General features: G+C 61.6%; 16 protein-coding genes. 11 read left to right on the top strand and 5 right to left on the bottom strand.

Translation table 11 applies throughout. The annotated features are described in order from the left end of the window. The first annotated feature begins 29 nt into the window (after window positions 1-29). The 6 genes from trxB to FHX10_RS02040 all read left to right on the top strand — a co-directional run bounded on the left by trxB (window position 30) and on the right by FHX10_RS02040 (window position 5,967). Window positions 30-1,004, top strand: coding sequence for a thioredoxin-disulfide reductase (gene trxB, locus FHX10_RS02065; RefSeq protein WP_028758411.1), 975 nt, complete (start codon window positions 30-32; stop codon window positions 1,002-1,004). 22 nt (window positions 1,005-1,026) lie between these two features. Next, complete coding sequence (locus FHX10_RS02060) at window positions 1,027-1,923, top strand: LysR family transcriptional regulator VtlR (protein ID WP_003581089.1); 897 nt, start codon at window positions 1,027-1,029, stop codon at window positions 1,921-1,923. 553 nt (window positions 1,924-2,476) lie between these two features. Next, window positions 2,477-2,770 carry an ArsR/SmtB family transcription factor gene (locus FHX10_RS02055; protein ID WP_028758410.1) on the top strand — a complete coding sequence of 98 codons (294 nt, stop codon included), beginning with the start codon at window positions 2,477-2,479 and terminating at the stop codon, window positions 2,768-2,770. Between the two features lies 1 nt (window position 2,771). Then, window positions 2,772-3,938 carry an MFS transporter gene (locus FHX10_RS02050; protein ID WP_028758409.1) on the top strand — a complete coding sequence of 389 codons (1,167 nt, stop codon included), beginning with the start codon at window positions 2,772-2,774 and terminating at the stop codon, window positions 3,936-3,938. A 25-nt stretch (window positions 3,939-3,963) separates the two neighbouring features. Further along, window positions 3,964-5,088, top strand: a complete 1,125-nt coding sequence (locus FHX10_RS02045) for an alkene reductase (RefSeq protein ID WP_063474548.1) — start codon at window positions 3,964-3,966, stop codon at window positions 5,086-5,088. Window positions 5,089-5,166: 78 nt separating this feature from the next. Beyond that, a complete protein-coding gene (locus FHX10_RS02040; protein ID WP_047611136.1) occupies window positions 5,167-5,967 on the top strand; it encodes an aminoglycoside phosphotransferase family protein in 801 nt (266 codons plus the stop codon). Here the strand turns inward: FHX10_RS02040 and FHX10_RS02035 are convergent. Further along, window positions 5,964-6,986 (bottom strand): NAD(P)H-binding protein, encoded by a 1,023-nt coding sequence (locus FHX10_RS02035; protein WP_047611139.1) that lies wholly within the window; start codon window positions 6,984-6,986, stop codon window positions 5,964-5,966. The two genes, FHX10_RS02040 and FHX10_RS02035, sit on opposite strands and share 4 nt — an antisense overlap. 94 nt (window positions 6,987-7,080) lie before the next feature. Between FHX10_RS02035 and FHX10_RS02030 the strand changes: the two genes are divergently transcribed. Then, window positions 7,081-7,980, top strand: a complete 900-nt coding sequence (locus FHX10_RS02030) for a LysR family transcriptional regulator (RefSeq protein ID WP_063474547.1) — start codon at window positions 7,081-7,083, stop codon at window positions 7,978-7,980. Between the two features lie 104 nt (window positions 7,981-8,084). Further along, entirely contained in the window at window positions 8,085-8,600 is a 516-nt protein-coding gene (locus FHX10_RS02025) for a GrpB family protein (RefSeq protein ID WP_028758404.1), read from the top strand. 2 nt (window positions 8,601-8,602) lie between these two features. On the opposite strand, the gene FHX10_RS02020 is transcribed toward FHX10_RS02025, so the two are convergent. Continuing rightward, complete coding sequence (locus FHX10_RS02020; RefSeq protein WP_028758403.1) at window positions 8,603-8,884, bottom strand: DUF2188 domain-containing protein; 282 nt, start codon at window positions 8,882-8,884, stop codon at window positions 8,603-8,605. Window positions 8,885-9,115: 231 nt separating this feature from the next. On the opposite strand from FHX10_RS02020, the gene FHX10_RS02015 reads away from it, so the two are divergent. Further along, window positions 9,116-10,213 carry a calcium:proton antiporter gene (locus FHX10_RS02015; protein WP_063474546.1) on the top strand — a complete coding sequence of 366 codons (1,098 nt, stop codon included), beginning with the start codon at window positions 9,116-9,118 and terminating at the stop codon, window positions 10,211-10,213. A gap of 60 nt (window positions 10,214-10,273) precedes the next feature. Here the strand turns inward: FHX10_RS02015 and FHX10_RS02010 are convergent, their stop codons facing one another. The 3 genes from FHX10_RS02010 to FHX10_RS02000 all read right to left on the bottom strand — a co-directional run bounded on the left by FHX10_RS02010 (window position 10,274) and on the right by FHX10_RS02000 (window position 13,564). Then, the gene (locus FHX10_RS02010; RefSeq protein ID WP_063474545.1) at window positions 10,274-11,140 is read right to left on the bottom strand and encodes a hypothetical protein; all 867 of its coding nucleotides are present in this window, start codon (window positions 11,138-11,140) and stop codon (window positions 10,274-10,276) included. Window positions 11,141-11,187: 47 nt separating this feature from the next. Further along, on the bottom strand, window positions 11,188-12,093 hold the full coding sequence (locus FHX10_RS02005) for a glycosyltransferase family 8 protein (RefSeq protein ID WP_028758401.1): 906 nt from the start codon (window positions 12,091-12,093) through the stop codon (window positions 11,188-11,190). A 268-nt stretch (window positions 12,094-12,361) separates the two neighbouring features. Continuing rightward, on the bottom strand, window positions 12,362-13,564 hold the full coding sequence (locus tag FHX10_RS02000) for a pyridoxal phosphate-dependent aminotransferase (protein ID WP_028758400.1): 1,203 nt from the start codon (window positions 13,562-13,564) through the stop codon (window positions 12,362-12,364). A gap of 384 nt (window positions 13,565-13,948) precedes the next feature. On the opposite strand from FHX10_RS02000, the gene FHX10_RS01995 reads away from it, so the two are divergent. Next, window positions 13,949-16,336 (top strand): marine proteobacterial sortase target protein, encoded by a 2,388-nt coding sequence (locus FHX10_RS01995; protein WP_047611151.1) that lies wholly within the window; start codon window positions 13,949-13,951, stop codon window positions 16,334-16,336. Further along, window positions 16,326-17,099: a class GN sortase gene (locus tag FHX10_RS01990; protein WP_184389052.1), complete on the top strand. Its 774-nt coding sequence runs from the start codon at window positions 16,326-16,328 to the stop codon at window positions 17,097-17,099. The genes FHX10_RS01995 and FHX10_RS01990 overlap by 11 nt, the downstream gene beginning before the upstream one ends. Window positions 17,100-17,118 lie beyond the last annotated feature (19 nt).

The following is a 17,118-nucleotide window of genomic DNA, read 5'->3' as shown; positions in this document are numbered from 1 at the left end:
CGCCCTCCTGCCAGTCGAAAGGAAATGACATGCCCGCCCGCCATACCAAGGTGCTCATCATCGGTTCCGGACCCGCAGGCTATACTGCCGCGGTCTATGCCGCGCGCGCCATGCTGAAACCGGTTTTGATCGCCGGTCTCGAACAGGGCGGCCAGCTGATGATCACCACCGATGTGGAGAATTATCCGGGCTTTGCCGATCCGATCCAGGGTCCCTGGCTGATGGAACAGATGCTGCAGCAGGCAAAACATGTCGGCGCCGAGATCGTCAACGATCTCGTGACCGAAGTCGACATGAACCAGCGTCCCTTCGTCGCCCGCACCGACAGCGGCCAGGTCTGGACCGCGGATACACTGATCATCGCCACCGGCGCCAAGGCCAAATGGCTCGGCATCGAGAGCGAACAGCATTTCCAGGGATTCGGCGTTTCGGCTTGCGCCACCTGCGACGGCTTCTTCTATCGCAACAAGGATGTGATCGTTGTCGGCGGCGGCAACAGCGCCGTCGAAGAGGCGCTCTATCTCTCCAACATCGCCAAGTCGGTCACCGTAGTGCACCGCCGCGATTTCTTCCGGGCCGAGAAGATCCTGCAGGAGCGTCTGTTCTCCAAGGACAATGTCAAGGTGCTGTGGAACACCGAAGTGGCAGAGATCACCGGCACGCCGGCCAAGCCGCCGATGCCGCAATCCGTATCCGGCGCCCGCCTGCGCGACACGCGTACCGGGGCGATCACCGAGGTTACGATCGACGGCGTCTTCGTCGCCATCGGCCACGCGCCGGCAACCGAGCTCTTCAAGGACAAACTGAAGCTGAAGGACAATGGCTATCTCTGGACCGCACCGGATTCGACCGCGACCAGCCTGGAGGGGGTGTATGCTGCGGGCGACGTGACCGACGACACGTTCCGCCAGGCGATCACCGCCGCCGGCCTGGGCTGCATGGCAGCACTGGAAGCCGAGCGATATCTGACGGGCCACATGCCCGTCGCCGTGGCCGCGGAGTAAGATCGGCATGAGGGGTGGGGGAATGCCATTGGATTGGGACAAGCTGCGTATTTTCCACGCAGCTGCCGAGGCGGGTTCGTTCACGCATGCGGCGGATAAACTGCATCTGTCCCAATCCGCCATCAGCCGCCAGGTAAGCGCGCTGGAGCAGGATGTCGGCACCAAGCTGTTTCACCGCCATGCGCGCGGCCTGATTCTGACGGAGCAGGGCGAACTGCTTTATCGCACCGCCCACGACGTGCTGCTGAAGCTCGAAACCGTGAAGATGCAGCTCACCGAGACGACCGAGACGCCGTCCGGCAAGCTGCGCGTCACGACGACGGTCGGTCTCGGCCAGGGCTGGCTGACCGACAAGATCCAGGAATTCCTGCAGCTCTATCCCGATGTGCAGATCCAGCTGATCCTCGACAACGAGGAAGTGGATGTGAACATGCGCCATGCCGACTGCGCGATTCGCCTGCGCCAGCCGCAGCAATCCGACCTCATCCAGCGCAAGCTCTTCACCGTGCACATGCACGTCTATGCGGCTCCGTCCTATATCAACCGCCATGGCGAGCCGCAGAAGATCGAGGATCTCGACAATCACCGCATCATCACCTTCGGCGAGCCGGCGCCGAGCTACCTGCTCGACGTCAACTGGCTGGAGGTCGCTGGCCGCTCGTCCGACAACAAGCGCATCCCGCATCTGCAGATCAACAGCCAGACCTCGATCAAGCGAGCCGCCCTGCTCGGCATCGGCGTCGCCTGCCTGCCGGATTACATCGTCGGTCGCGACCCCGGCCTGATTCAGCTGGCGATCAATGCCGACGTCCCCTCCTTCGATACGTATTTCTGCTATCCCGATGAAATCAAGAACGCCGCCAAGCTGAAGGCCTTCCGCGATTTCATCGTCAGCAAGGCTAGAAACTGGAACTTTTAAGCCCGATTTTGTCGACGTTTTGCATACTATGCAGAAGGCGCATGACTGGCATGCACAAATGAGGGTTGCCGTTTGCCCATTAAACCACCATATCGCACATAGCTGATGCACATGGTGGCTTTTCCTCCCAGTTCCACCGCATTAGCTGTTCCCCTCTGGAGGTTTTTGACCTTCACACTTATAAGGGCCCTGGTTTTCCAGTGGCCCTCTTTTTTTGCCTTGCTTGCCCAGGGAAATGCCGCACCGCAAAAAAATTGTGCGGCGCATAGCAGACATGCACAAAAAAGCATTGAAACCTGCTCAAGGAAGCACCATATCCATCTCAGCTGATGCATCTTGTGGTTTCTCTCCCAGTACCACCGCATTAGCTGTTCCCCTCTGGAGGTTTTTGACCTTCACAATTACAAGGGCCCTGGTTTTCCGGTGGCCCTCTTTTTTTGCCCAAAAATTGCGCACCCACTAAAAGCCGCCACCTCACGCCTCCGTGATTTGCATATCGAGTTCCGACGATCAATATATCGGTCAAACACGATTTATAGTTCGGCGAACGACGATGGACAAAGACGAGATTATCAAGGCACTCGCTCATCCCGCCCGGATGGACATTCTGAACTGGCTGAAAAACCCCGAGCAACATTTCCCCTCGCAGGAGCACCCTTTCGAAATGGGTGTCTGCGCCAGTCAGTTCGAGCGCTGCGGCCTGTCGCAGTCGACGGTCTCGGCTCATCTCGGGACGCTGCATCGCGCCGGCCTCGTCACCACCAAACGCGTCGGCCAGTGGATCTTCTACAAGCGAAACGAAGAAACGATCGCCGCTTTTCTCAAGCAACTGACGCAGGACCTTTAGAATGCCCCTCGCCCTCCTCGTTCTCGCCTTGAGCTCGTTTGCGATAGGCACCACCGAATTCGTCATCATGGGTTTGCTGCCTGAGGTCGCCGCCGATCTGTCGGTGACGATCCCGCAGGCCGGATGGCTGGTAACCGGTTATGCGCTGGCGGTCGCAATCGGCGCACCCGTGATGGCCGTTTCGACTGCGAAGCTGAAGCGCCGCACCGCCCTGATTGCGCTGATGGCCTTCTTCATCGCCGGCAACCTGCTGTGCGCTCTGGCGAGCGGCTACTGGGTGCTGATGATCGCCCGCATCGTGACCGCGCTTTGCCACGGCGCCTTCTTCGGCATCGGCTCGGTCGTCGCCGCCGGACTGGTCGCCGAAGACCGCAAGGCTCGCGCCGTCGCGCTGATGTTCACCGGCCTGACGCTTGCCAATGTTCTCGGCGTGCCGCTCGGCACCGCGATCGGCCAGGCCTATGGCTGGCGCGCCACCTTCGGTGTCGTCACCGTCATCGGCATCGTCACTATATCAGGCCTGATCGCCATTTTGCCGAGGGACAAGCAGCAGGAAAACGGCAGCATCCTGCGCGAGATCGCGGCACTCCGGAATGGCGGCCTGTGGCTGGCGCTCTCCACCACCGTCTTCTTCGCCGCCTCGATGTTCGCCCTCTTCACCTATATCGCGCCGCTGCTGCGCGACGTCACCGGCGTGTCGCCCGAAGGCGTCACCTGGACGCTGTTCCTGATCGGCCTCGGGCTGACCGTCGGCAACCTCGTCGGCGGCAAGCTTGCCGACTGGCGGCTCGGCGCGACGCTTGCCGGCGTCTTTGCCGCGATCGCCATCACCTCGATCGCCTTCAGCTATACGAGCCGCTTCTTCATCCCGGCCGAAATCACCCTCTTCCTTTGGGCACTGGCAAGCTTTGCCGCCGTGCCGGCGCTTCAGGTCGGCGTCGTCGGCTTCGGCAAGGACGCCCCGAATCTTGTTTCGACGATCAACATCGGCGCCTTCAACACCGGCAATGCGCTCGGCGCCTGGGTCGGCGGCCTGGTCATCGACGCGGGCTTCGATCTCACCCGCGTTCCACTCGCCGCAGCCTTGATGGCCCTAATCGGCCTCGGCGCGACGGTGCTCACCTATCTCTCCGCCAGGGGCCGAGCCGCCCTCGCTCCTGCCGAGTGATCCTCCCGCAAAAGAAAGGACCATCATGGCCAAGCTTTTCGAACCCACGAAAGTCGGCGACATCCCCGTCAAGAACCGCATCGTCATGGCGCCGCTGACCCGCAACCGCTCGCCGGGCGCAATCCCCAACGACCTCAACGTCGAATATTACCGCCAGCGCGCCAGCGCCGGCCTGATCATCACCGAAGCGACAGCCATCACACATCAAGGCCAGGGTTATGCCAATGTGCCGGGTCTCTATACCAAGGAGGCTCTCGACGGCTGGAAGCGCGTCACCGACGCGGTCCATGCTGCTGGCGGCAAGATCGTCGTGCAGATGTGGCATGTCGGACGCATCTCGCACACGACGCTGCAGCCGAACGACGGCAAGCCGGTTTCCTCGACCAACCGCGTCGCCAAGGCCAAGACCTATCTGGTCAATGCCGACGGCACCGGCGGCTTCGCCGACACCTCCGAGCCGCGCGCGCTTGAAACCGCCGAAATTCCCGGCATTATCGAGGATTACCGCAAGGCCGCCCGGGCCGCGATCGATGCCGGCTTCGATGGTGTCGAGATCCACGGCGCCAACGGCTACCTGCTCGACCAGTTCATCCGCGACGGCGTCAACGACCGTAGCGATGCATATGGCGGCTCGATCGAAAACCGTGCCCGCCTGACCTTCGAAGTCGTCGATGCCGTGGTCAAGGAAATCGGCGCCGGCCGCACCGCGATCCGTATCTCGCCGGTGACGCCGTCCGGCGAAAGCTACGATTCCAATCCGCAGGCGACCTTTACACACATCGTCGAAGGCCTGGCCAAATACGACCTCGCCTATCTCCATGTCATCGAAGGCCAGACCGGCGGCGACCGTGACTACAAGCAGGGCGATAATCCCTCCTTCGAATACAAGGCGCTGCGCCAAGCTTACGAAAGGGCCGGCGGCAAGGCCGACTGGATGGTCAACAACGGCTACGACCGTGATCTGGCGATCGACACCGTCGAAAGCGGCCGCGCCGATCTCGTCGCCTTCGGCAAGCCCTTCATTGCCAATCCCGACCTCGTCGAGCGCCTGGAACACCATCTGCCGCTCAACACGCCCGACCAGTCGACCTTCTACGGCGGCACCGGCAAGGGCTATATCGACTATCCTATCCTCGAAAAAGTCGCCTGAGCCTTTTGCAATGCAAACCGCGAAATCCCGCCGAAAGGCGGGATTTCCATTTTCGATGCATCTTTGTAGCGTGTCGCCATGTTCGATTCTTATCTCCATCGCTGGTCGCTCATACAAGACGGCGAGCCGATCATCACCCATTCGAGCCTGTTGCTGCCGGTCCTCTGGCAGGATGGGCCCGCCATGTTGAAAGTGGCTGCCGATATCGACGAGCGATATGGCGCACTGCTGATGCAATGGTGGGATGGTGACGGCGCAGCCTATGTCTTCGCCCGTGAGGACGACGCCGTGCTGCTGGAAAGGGCGATGGGGAAACGCTCGCTGCTTGCCATGGCGATGAATGGTGAGGACGACGAGGCAAGCCGCATTCTCTGTCAGACAGCGGCACGGCTGCATGCGCCGCGCGAAAAACTGCTTCCCGATCCCGTGCCCCTCACCCGCTGGTTCCGCGATCTGGAGCCGGCAGCAGCCAAGCATGGCGGCACGCTTGCCGATTGTTCGGCGATCGCCAACGCCCTCCTTGCCGATCCGCGCGACGTCGCCATCCTTCACGGCGACATCCACCACGGCAATATCCTCGATTTCGAGTCGCGCGGCTGGCTGGCGATCGATCCGAAGCGGCTCCACGGCGAACGCGGCTTCGATTTCGCCAACATCTTCGCCAATGAGGAATTGCCAACGATCACCGATCCGGCTCGCTTCCGCCGCCAGCTCGCAGTCGTCTCAGCAGCGGCTGGGCTCGAGCCGAAACGGCTGCTGCAATGGATATCTGCCTATTCCGGCCTTTCCGCCGCCTGGTTCCTCGGCGATCCGAACATCGAGCAGGCAGAAAAAGCCCTGACGGTCGCCCGGATTGCGCTGGCCGAACTTCGGACCTAACGCATCTTTTCAGGCGAATGCCCGATAAAGGCGGTCGTCATGTCGCGATGCGGTTCAGGCAGGCAGCCAAGCGCCGCGAGCGAAGCCCTGACGGCCTCGTCGATCGGCGTCTGCGGCTCCCTTCCGAGCTCGGCCGTGAGCCTGGTGTTCCGCATCCGCGCCGGCACCTTCCAGAGATAACGCATCTCCTTGATCTCCCGCATCACAGGAACGAAGGGTGCTGCCAGCGGCACGATCCACCAGGGAAAGCCGGCGATCTTCGCCTTGCCGCCGGCGACGCGCTTGATCGCTTCGGCCATCTGCATGCCGTCCGCATCCCAGAAGCCCTCCATATGATAGACGGCGAAAGGCGGCAGCCGATCGGCCCGCTCGACGAGCTGGGCGATGGTTTCCGCCATGTCGGGCAGATAGGCCCATTGATGGCCGATGCCGCGCCGTGCGGGATTCCTGATCGTGCCGACCGGCTTACCGGGGGTTACGAGGCCAGACGAAAACCAGCTGTTGCCAGTCGTGCCCGGACCGAAGAAATCCCCCGCCCTGACGATGATCACGCCGGCACCGGACTGCGAGGCGGCCTTCAGCTGCTTCTCCATGTCGACGCGGATCGCCCCTTTCTTCGTCACCGGATGCTGCGGGCTTTCCTCCGTCGGCGCCGGCAAGGCATCGGGGCCGAAATTATAGACGTTGCCCGGCAGCACAATGCGCGCGCCGACGGCGCGGGCGGCGGCGATTGTATTGTCCAGCATCGGCAGCACCAGCTTTTCCCAGTCGCGGTAGCCGGGCGGATTGACGGCGTGGACGATCAGGCCGACGCCTTCAGCCGCCCTCAGCACGTCACCGGCATTCATCGCATCGCCCTGCAGCCATTCGAAAGCCGGCTCGCGCCTCGACGCCTTGGCTGCATCACGGTTGAGCGCCCGGATGCGCCAGCCGCGCCCAAGCAGCTTGCGGGCAACCGCGCCGCCGATACCGCCGGTCGCGCCGAGGACGAGGGCCGTCATCTGCATTTCGCTGTTCATGACATTCATCTCCTTCGGTTGGATGAGAGGATCATGCCATCAGCAAGGCATAAACAAAATTGACGAAATTGTTGCATCTGCTATACAGAAATATATGAGCGTTGAACCAAGCTGGGATTTCTACCGCAGTTTCCTGACCGTGCTCCAGCAGGGATCGCTTTCAGCCGCCGCCCGAGAACTGGGGCTGACCCAGCCGACCATAGGCCGCCATGTCGATGCACTGGAACTGGCGATCGGCGCCGAACTCTTCACCCGCTCGCCGAATGGATTGCTGCCGACCGACGCCGCACTGGCGCTCAAGCCCTATGCCGAAACACTGGCGGCAACCGCTGCCGCCCTGTTGCGCACCGCATCCGGTGAGCGCGAACGCGTGGCTGGAACGGTCAGGGTCAGCGCCAGCGAAGTCATCGCCGTCGAGGTGCTGCCTGGGATTCTCGGACCGCTGCAGGAGACCTATCCCGACCTCCAGATCGAGCTCTCGGCTTCCGATATCATCGAGGACCTGGTGAACCGCGAGGCCGACATCGCCGTGCGCATGGCCGAGCCGCAGCAGGATGCGCTCCTCGTGCGCCGCATCGGCGATATCCCGCTCGGCTTTCACGCCCATCGCCGCTATCTCAGCCGATACGGAATTCCGCAAACCTTGGCTGACCTCGCAAACCACCGGCTGATCGGCTTCGACCGGCAGACGGCCTATGTACGCATGGTGATGAAACGCTATGCGGTGCCCGGCATCGAATTCTCCTACAGGACCGACAGCAACCTTGCCCAGCTTTCCGCAATCCGCGCCGGCGTCGGCATTGGCATCTGCCAGACCGGGCTTGCGCGGGAAAATCCTGACCTGGTGCACATCCTGCCCGATGCCTTCAAAATCCCGCTCGGTACATGGGTGGCGATGCATGCGAGCCTGAAGACCTCGCCGCGCTGCCGCGCCACGTTCGACGCCCTGGTCAACGGTCTGCAGGACTATTACCGATATTCGACCAGCGCATAAGTGCGAAAATCGGAATCGATTTTCGGAAAGAATCATGCGCAAATTTCAAAGCAATAGGCTCCTTGGCACGTCCTGTTGGACGGGCGCTCCGGCGGGATGGGAAAATGACGACGCACAACCCGGTTGAACTCGTGCCCCACGATCCGCAATGGCCCCAAGCCTTCCGGCGCATCCGCGACAGGTTGCTGGGCTTGCTGCCGCAGGCGCTCTCCATCGATCACATCGGCAGCACGTCCATACCGGGCATGACCGCCAAGCCGCTTATCGATATCGACATCATCCTTCCCGGCCTCGGGCATATCGAAGGCGCCACCCGCGTGCTTCTGGCAGAAGGCTACGAGCCGCGCGGCAACCGCTATGACGACGATGTCTGGGCGTTTTTGTCGAGAGGTTCAGTGCCGGCGGAGCGGGTCTATCTTTGCCCGCCCGGCAACAGCACCCATCGAAACAGGCTGGCTTTCCGGGATTATCTCATCGCGCATCCGCAAGCGGCGGCGGAGTATGCCGCGCTCAAACGCAGGCTGGCAGCCGAATTCAGGATGGACGGCGATCGCTATACCGCGCATAAGCGTGAATTCGTCGACGCGATCGTCGCGCGGGCATTGACGGGCAATCGGTAATTTCAAATGCCTGGCGAGGCCCCGGCCGCGTGACCTTTCCAGAGACCATCCACCACCTCGGTTTCCGGCCGGTCGCCGCCTTCGGCATATTCCTCATGCCACTTGCCGTTCTCGTCTTGCCAGCTGATCTCGGCGGAATCGCCGCCGACCTGCTGTTCGGCCGCGACGATGCGCGCAGCTTCGAGGGCCTCGGCATGGGTCGGAAATGCCTCGGAATAGACACCTCCCAGCCTGTAGGCCCAGCCGCCGTCATGCGGCACGACTTCGTAGACCACCTTGATCATGCATCCGTCTCCTCATCTTCTTGTTGCGCATTCGCACGCTTCCGGACAGGATCCGGATCATCGCGGCCGCTTGACGAGAATTCGAGGACGCCGCGATCTGCTTTCCGGCCCCGATGACGTTCAGTATTCCATTAAACGCCGAAGACTGCAAACGGGACTGGCCCTGGGCCTGCTTGATAGGCGAAATCAGTGACTTAGATAAAACGCATGAATCGGGACAGGAGCTCAGGCTTGGGGATCGCGTCACGCTTTAAAGAAGAAAAGTTTCTGGTCGTCGCACTTTTCGTTGCAGTGATCGCCTATCTCATGGAACACGCGGTGATCGAGATGGGGCGCGGCGTCGCGCTGATCGCAGCCGTCGCCCTGGTCGGCACCATCGTGCTCGCCTCTATCCGCGTCGCCCATCATGCCGAACTGCTCGCCGTCAAAGTCGGCGATCCCTACGGCACGATGATCCTGACCCTTTCGGCCGTCGCCGTCGAAGTCATCATCCTCGCCATCATGATGAGTGGCGAGAGTTCGCCGACGCTGGTGCGCGACACGATCTATTCCGCCCTAATGCTCGATATCAACGGCATTCTTGGCCTCGCCGCGCTGCTCGGCGGCCTCAAGCACGGCGAACAGCCCTATAACGATAACTCCGGCAAGACCTACGGCGTGATGATCCTCACCGCCATGGGCATCTCGATGATCGTGCCGGAATTCGTGCCCCGCGACAAATGGCACTATTATTCCGCCTTCACTATCGTCGCGATGATCGCGCTCTACGGCCTCTTCCTGCGCATGCAAGTCGGTCAGCACAGCTATTTCTTCAGCTATAGCTATCCGCGCTCCGAGCGGAAGAAAGAAAGTCCGGACGAGCACGCCCCCGACGAGTCGGCCGCGATCTCGATCGCCACCATTCTCGTCGGCGTGGTCATCATCGGCCTGCTGGCGGAGTTCATGTCGGCCTTCATGGCAGAGGGGCTGCGCGACAGCGGCGCGCCGATCGCGGTGACCGCCGTCGTCGTCGCGGCGATTTCGGCCGCCCCCGAAATCCTGACGGCATTGAGGGCAGCCCTCAGGAACCGCATGCAGGCGACGGTCAACATCGCCATGGGCGCTTCACTGTCGACGGTGATCCTGACGGTACCCGTCATGGAGGCAATCGCGCTCTACACCGGCCAGCCCTTCATCATGGCCATGACCCCGGTGCAGACGGTAATGGTGACGATCACGCTGATTGCCGCGGCGATCAACCTCAACGACGGCGAGACCAACGCCATCGAGGGCATGACGCATTTCATCCTCTTTGCCACCTTCATCATGCTGACGGCGCTGGGACTTTGACGGTGGCGGCTGACATCGCCTTCTTGGCAGTTCACCCTTGTTGGCAGGTCCCTGCGGCAGTCATTCCTTCGACTTTTCGAGGAAGCGCTGCTTGCGGGTTTTCGGCTTGAAGCGCCGGAAGAAACCCTCAATGGCGCGGATCGATTTGGTGACGGACATCAGCCGGTCGATCTGGCCGTTCGCATTGTGGAGCCGTTCCGACAGAACTTCGGCCGCCGTCATCGCAATCTCGATCGGCGGCACCTGCGGAAACCGTTTGGCCAGCGCCGAATAGGGGCTGGCATCGACGCCGCCCATCATCGAGATCGAGCCCATCCTGGCAAAGAGACGCAGGAAGATCTGCTCGAACGTCCAGTCGTGCACGTCGAAGACCTTCCACTTCTCGCTTCTCTTTGCCGAAAAACCGGCAAGCAGGATCTTGCCCGGCAGTTGCAGGTCGGCCAGCCAAAGCGCCATCGCAAAGCCGCTCGTCGCGATCTTGCCTGTCGGATAGAGATCGCCGAGCATTTGCGTCAGATCGAGATGGCGGGTTCTGGCGCCTTTGAAGCCGCTCTCCTCACTGAAGTTTTCCTCCGGGGAGGCGCGAATATTGACGACACCCAAAAAATCGTTGCCGGCAAAGAAACGCAGAACATCCGCCGTCTCGCGCCGGTGGACGATATTGGCGCCCATCACGCCGCTGCGGGCAATCAGCACCGCATGGCCGGTGAAGGCTTCGTCGAGCACCTTATAGACATTGTTGAAGAAGACGTAGAGCGTCGTCTCCGGAAATTCGCTTCGCAGCCGCTCGAAATCGACTGCTTCGCTGTTTGCCACCAGCACGACGTGGGAATAAGGTGACAACAGTGCCTTCCACGCCTCCGGCGTCAGGAAGTTGAAGCCGCCATCCGCGGCGGCCCTCTGCGTGTCACTGGGGATTGCTTCCATATCGGCTCACATGCACTTTCCAAGGACGATGCGCACTGCCCGCCTTACTAGCTGTTGCTGAAATAGGCGCGCGTCCGTGCCAGCCGCGTCAGCCCGCCGATACGCTTTCCCACATGCGAAAGGAAACCCGCGACCCGGCCCATCATCGACGGCTGCCTGCAGAACGAGGCCCACGGCGTATTGCTGAGATCCTCGATATAACGCTTGGCCATCCGGCGGTGCACCCAGGGTACGGTGGCCTGCCACGGTTTTTTCCGGCCGGTAAAATGAATGATCGCCGGCCGGCCGACAAAGGGCAGAAGGCCGGTCTGCGTATTCCAGCGCGGATCGAGCACCAGCCAGTCGCCGTCGAAGGTGACGTTCAGCGCATCCTGATCGTTATTCTCGAAAAGATGCGACCGCTCCTCGAAGATCTCCCGTGTCCTGGCAAAAAGCTCCCTCTCCCGGCAGGCCGCCCAGTCGAACAGCAGCACACCGGCATTGAAATAGCGGCCACCCTCGTGCATGCCGATCTTCCGCTGCCGTGCGCCGGCCTTCTCGGGAAAGGCCATGACATAGTCGTCGACGGCGGCAAGCGCCTTGCCTTGAAAATCCCTGCTGAAGAGTTCGTCAACTGGCGCAACTGCCAGCACATCGGCGTCGAGGTAAAGCAGACGCTCGATATGAGCGGGTATGTGCAGATCCATGTAGAGCCGCGCCAGCGTCGCACCCGACCAGCGGCCCCGCGCCTGCTTTGCCGTATCCGGCGTATTGTAGGGCAGCACAGTGATCGCCATGCCGTGCATCCGCGCGAAATTTCCGACCTCGGCGCTTTCATTCGGCGTAAGGTCGATGCCGAGAAGCAGGAACTCCACGGCAGAACCGCCGAGATTGCGCTTGACGGAAAGCAGGGTGCAGCAGGCGGCCGGCAGCATGTTGACATCCGAACAGACGATCACCGCACTCTGCTGCAAAATCCCGGCCTCCCGAAGCGGCAACGTAAACTTGATGCCGGATATCTAGTTGGTTTGATGCCAACCCGCAACCGCCGATCACCCGCCGAGCCGTCACCCTGCGTCACGTTTTGAATCGGAATTCAACGACTTGCGAGGCAAAGTGGAATCAACTCTGCAGCATGTTGAATCGGGACGTGAACGACAATCACAGCGCCAGCCCGACCTCGCCACAAAGAAAAAGGCCCGCCGTCGCGGCGGGCCTTTGATCGATGCTGTGCCAACCGGCTTACTTGCAGGCGCCGCAGAAGCGCTGGATACGGCGGCAGGCTTCCTCGAGCTGTGCTTCGGAAGTTGCATAGGAGATGCGGAAGTTCGGGCCGAGACCGAAGGCCGAACCGTGAACGACGGCAACGCCTTCCGATTCCAGCAGTTCGGAAACAAAATCCTCGTCCGTCTCGATGACCTTGCCCGACGGAGCCGTCTTGCCGATCAGACCCTTGCAGGAGGGATAGACGTAGAAGGCGCCTTCCGGCACCGGGCAGACAATGCCCTTGGCCTGGTTCAGCATGGAAACGACGAGATCGCGACGGCCTTCGAAGATCTTCTTGTTCTCCGGGATGAAGTCCTGCGTGCCGTTCAACGCTTCGACAGCAGCCCACTGGGCGATCGATGTCGCACCCGAGGTCTGCTGGCCCTGGATCATGTCCATGGCCTTGATGAGCTGCAGCGGGCCTGCCGCGTAGCCGATACGCCAGCCGGTCATTGCATAGGCCTTGGAGACGCCGTTCATCGTCAGCGTCCGGTCGTAGAGCTTCGGCTCGACTTCGACAGGCGTGACGAACTTGAAGTCGCCATAGGTCAGGTGCTCGTACATGTCGTCGGTCAGCACCCAGACATGCGGATGTTTCATCAGCACATCCGTCAACGCCTTCAACTCGTCATGCGTATAGGCCGCACCCGTCGGGTTGGACGGCGAGTTGAAGATGAACCACTTTGTCTTCTCGGTGATCGCCTTTTCGAGATCGGCCGGCTGGAGCTTGAAATTATGCTCCTGGGTGGCCGAAACGAAAACCGGCGTGCCGCCGCACAGCGCCACCATCTCGGGATAGGAAACCCAGTAAGGCGCCGGGATGACGACTTCGTCGCCGGGGTTCATCGTTGCCATGAAAGCGTTGAAAAGGATCTGCTTGCCGCCGGTGCCGACGATCGTCTGCTCCGCTGTATAGTCCAGGCCGTTCTCGCGCTTGAACTTGGCGGCAATTGCCTTGCGCAGCTCAGGAATGCCGGAAACCGGCGTGTACTTCGTCTCGCCGCGGTTGATCGCGTCGATGGCGGCCTTCTTGATATTGTCGGGCGTATCGAAATCCGGTTCACCCGCACCGAGGCCAATGACGTCACGTCCTTTTGCTTTCAGCTCGCGCGCTTTCTGGGAGACGGCGATGGTGGCTGAAGGCTTCACACGGGAAAGAGCATCGGCAAGGAAGGCCATGATAACGGTCCTATTGGTTGAAACGGGCAGAAAGCCGGGACCGGAGTTCTGCGGTTAGCTCTATGTCCAATGTATGACGGCATTTCAAGCGGAAAGGCGTCATGGCGGCATGATTCTTATTGATCATTTCGCCGCGCCGCCCGCCCGGCCTGTCCACGCCTTCGGACTGGCCGGCGTCACGAGGTTGAATCGTGCTGCGCGGATCTTGAATCAAACTCTGAAGTCATCCGGATTTATACCCTGAAATCAGTGGCATCGCCGGATTCGACCATCGCCACGAATAAGCCGCAACAAATGCCGAGCCACGCCGCAATTCGGTCGTGAGCGCGCCGAGATCGAAGCCGCATCATCCGGCATCCGAAATTGGTTATTGAGGGTATGCCAATGTTTCTGGAAGATGAGTTTGCCATAGGGCGCATTCGCGCCCGCCGAATTTCCGTTTCAGTCCTTGTTGCCGTCACCGCTCTTGCCGCCTGCATAGCGGCGATGCTGGGGTTTGCCTCCACAGTCCGCGCCGAGCAGGCGCCGCAGGCATCCAACCAACTGGCGGCGCTTGTCCGGCCGAATGACGTCAACAGCGGCTCGCTGCTCTTTCCGTCGAAGGAGCCGGGCTTTTATGTCGAAGCGCCGCGGCTGAAGACCGATGTCGCCATCGACGTCTCCGGCCCGATCGCCAGGGTGAAGGTGACGCAGCGCTTTCAGAATCCAAGCCAGGGTTGGGTAGAAGGCACCTACGTCTTCCCGCTGCCGGACAATTCCGCCGTTGACGCCCTGAAAATGCAGATCGGCGAACGCTTCATCGAAGGCCAGATCAAGCCTCGCCAGGAAGCCCGTGAAATCTACGAGCAGGCCAAGGCCGAGGGCAAGAAGACGGCGCTGCTCGAACAACAGCGGCCGAACATTTTCACCAACCAGGTCGCCAATATCGGTCCCGGCGAAACCGTCGTCGTCCAGATCGAATATCAGCAGACGGTCCACCAGTCGGGCGGCGAGTTCTCGCTGCGTTTTCCGATGGTCGTCGCCCCGCGCTACAATCCGGCGCCGATCGTCCAGACCGTCGAGTTCAATAACGGCGCCGGTTTCGCCACACCACGCGACCCGGTGGAAAACCGCGACAAGATCGAAGCCCCCGTACTTGATCCGCGTGAGAACGCCAGGATCAATCCGGTTTCGCTGACCGTCGACCTCAAGGCAGGCTTCCCGCTTGGCGACGTCAAATCGTCCTTCCACGCGGTCGATATCAGGCAGGATGGCGACCAGGCGAGGACGATCGGCCTGAAGGCGGACACCGTTCCCGCCGACAAGGATTTCGAGCTCACCTGGAAGGCCGCCCCCGGCAAGATGCCGAGTGCCGGCCTCTTCCGGGAAGTCATGAACGGCAAGACCTATCTGCTCGCCTTCGTCACCCCGCCCACGGCTCCGGATGCGGCAGCGCCGCCGGCAAAACGCGAGGTAGTCTTCGTCATCGACAATTCCGGCTCCATGTCCGGTCCGTCGATCGAGCAGGCAAGGCAGAGCCTGGCGCTTGCCATTTCCAAGCTGAACCCCGACGACCGTTTCAACGTCATCCGTTTCGACGATACGATGACGGATTACTTCAAGGGTCTCGTTGCTGCCACCCCGGACAATCGCGAAAAGGCCATTGCCTATGTCAGGGGCCTGACAGCCGACGGCGGCACGGAAATGCTGCCCGCCCTGGAGGCTGCATTGCGCAACCAGGGACCGGTCGCAAGCGGAGCGTTGCGCCAGGTCGTGTTCCTGACGGATGGCGCAATCGGCAACGAGCAACAGCTCTTCCAGGAAATCACTGCAAACCGCGGCGATGCCCGCGTCTTCACCGTCGGTATCGGCTCGGCGCCGAATACCTATTTCATGACCAAGGCCGCCGAAGTCGGCCGTGGCACCTTCACGGCGATCGGCTCGACCGATCAGGTGGCAAGCCGCATGGCCGAGCTTTTCGCCAAGCTGCAGAACCCAGCCATGACCGATATCGCCGCGACCTTTGAAGGCATAAAAGCCGAGGATATCACGCCGAACCCGATGCCGGACCTTTACAGTGGCGAACCCGTCGTGCTGACCGCCGAACTGCCTGAGGACAAACCCGCCGGCAAGCTGCAGATCTTCGGCAAGACAGGCGAGCAGCCCTGGCGCGTCGACATGGATATCGCCAATGCCGCCGACGGCAAAGGCATTTCCAAGCTCTGGGCCCGCCGCAAGATCGACGATTTCGAAGCCCGTGCCTATGAACGTCAGGATCGGGCCGCGCTCGACAAGGATATCGAGACGGTCGCTCTCGCCCACCATCTCGTCTCCCGCCTCACCAGCCTCGTTGCCGTCGACGTTACCCCGTCACGCCCGGCCGACCAGCCGCTCGGCTCAACCAAGCTGCCGCTCAATCTGCCTGAAGGTTGGGACTTCGATAAGGTCTTCGGCGAAAACCCTGTCCCTCCTGCCGGCGGAGAACGCCATGGCTCGGCGACGCCGGCAGGAAACGCCGGACCGGAACAGGCGGCAGCCGAAACACAGGATCTCGCCGCATCGCCCGGGATCGCAAACATGATGGCAGCAGCCCCGACCGCCAAGGCCGCCACCATGATCGCGCAGAAGAGCTCGACCGTGAACCTGCCGCAGACGGCAACGCGCGCCGACGAGCAGATCATCCGCGGGCTTACCATGCTGCTCCTGGCGCTGACGGCGGCAAGCGGGCTGGCCATCTGGCGCCGGCGCATCAAACGGGTGATCGCGGTCGGGGCCAAGCGTTATGGTCTCTAGGCTCTCCGCAAGCCACAACGAGGAAGCGGCCGAATTCGAGCCGCTTCCGACCTATCTGGAACTCGCCATGGCGGCCGCCACGGCCTATGACAGGCCGAAGGCGCGCCCGAGCAAGGGCTTTTTCCTCTGGCGTCTTTCCTCGATCGAAAAGGCAATCGCCTTCGCCATTGCCGGTCTTGCCCTCTATGGCCTGGCGCTGATCGGCGACGGCTTCCTGCTGAAAGCGAAGGCGGAGCTCTCCCAGATCCTGCTGAAACGCGCTTTCGCCGCGGAGCTGCAGGGGAAAGAGACAAAGCCCTGGCCCTGGGCGGATTTCACCACCGAGGCCAAGGTGCGCGCCCCGCGCCTCGGCAAGGAGGCGATCGTGCTTTCCGGCGCCTCCGGCGAGGCTCTCGCCTTCGGTCCGGCCTGGCTCGTCAACACCCCACAGCCGGGCGAGGAAGGCACCTCCGTGATCGCAGCCCATCGCGACACGCACTTCCGCTGGCTGCAATATATAAAGCCCGGCGATACGATCGAAGTCACGCGCCGCGACGGCAAACTATTGACCTTCAAGGCGGGCGAAGGCCGCATCGCTCCGTGGGATGCAAACGGCATCGATTCCTCCTCCGACGGCCGCCGTCTCGTGCTGACCACCTGCTGGCCCTTCGACGCGACGGAGCGCGGGCCCTTGCGCTACATCCTCGAGGCGGAACTGGTCGACCCTCAGGCGACCGGCTCGGTTCAACCGCCAAACACAAAGCCGTTATATCAGGTCGAATGAGGGTTGAAGCTGTTTCCTG

It is taken from the genome of Rhizobium sp. BK591 (genome assembly GCF_014195045.1).
In the GTDB taxonomy this organism is placed as follows: Bacteria; Pseudomonadota; Alphaproteobacteria; order Rhizobiales; family Rhizobiaceae; genus Rhizobium; species Rhizobium anhuiense.
The sequence above is the reverse complement of the archived record's forward strand: the minus strand, read 5'-3'. Positions and strand labels throughout refer to the sequence as shown.

Coding starts and splice junctions, on each gene's coding strand:
- FHX10_RS02050 (WP_028758409.1), top strand. CDS start 2,772: ATGCCCCTCGCCCTCCTCGTTCTCGCCTTGAGCTCGTTTGCGATAGGC.
- FHX10_RS02025 (WP_028758404.1), top strand. CDS start 8,085: ATGACGACGCACAACCCGGTTGAACTCGTGCCCCACGATCCGCAATGG.
- FHX10_RS02020 (WP_028758403.1), bottom strand. CDS start 8,884: ATGATCAAGGTGGTCTACGAAGTCGTGCCGCATGACGGCGGCTGGGCC.
- FHX10_RS02000 (WP_028758400.1), bottom strand. CDS start 13,564: ATGGCCTTCCTTGCCGATGCTCTTTCCCGTGTGAAGCCTTCAGCCACC.
- FHX10_RS02010 (WP_063474545.1), bottom strand. CDS start 11,140: ATGGAAGCAATCCCCAGTGACACGCAGAGGGCCGCCGCGGATGGCGGC.
- FHX10_RS02045 (WP_063474548.1), top strand. CDS start 3,964: ATGGCCAAGCTTTTCGAACCCACGAAAGTCGGCGACATCCCCGTCAAG.
- FHX10_RS02035 (WP_047611139.1), bottom strand. CDS start 6,986: ATGAACAGCGAAATGCAGATGACGGCCCTCGTCCTCGGCGCGACCGGC.
- FHX10_RS02060 (WP_003581089.1), top strand. CDS start 1,027: ATGCCATTGGATTGGGACAAGCTGCGTATTTTCCACGCAGCTGCCGAG.
- FHX10_RS02055 (WP_028758410.1), top strand. CDS start 2,477: ATGGACAAAGACGAGATTATCAAGGCACTCGCTCATCCCGCCCGGATG.
- FHX10_RS01990 (WP_184389052.1), top strand. CDS start 16,326: ATGGTCTCTAGGCTCTCCGCAAGCCACAACGAGGAAGCGGCCGAATTC.
- FHX10_RS01995 (WP_047611151.1), top strand. CDS start 13,949: ATGTTTCTGGAAGATGAGTTTGCCATAGGGCGCATTCGCGCCCGCCGA.
- FHX10_RS02040 (WP_047611136.1), top strand. CDS start 5,167: ATGTTCGATTCTTATCTCCATCGCTGGTCGCTCATACAAGACGGCGAG.
- trxB (WP_028758411.1), top strand. CDS start 30: ATGCCCGCCCGCCATACCAAGGTGCTCATCATCGGTTCCGGACCCGCA.
- FHX10_RS02030 (WP_063474547.1), top strand. CDS start 7,081: ATGAGCGTTGAACCAAGCTGGGATTTCTACCGCAGTTTCCTGACCGTG.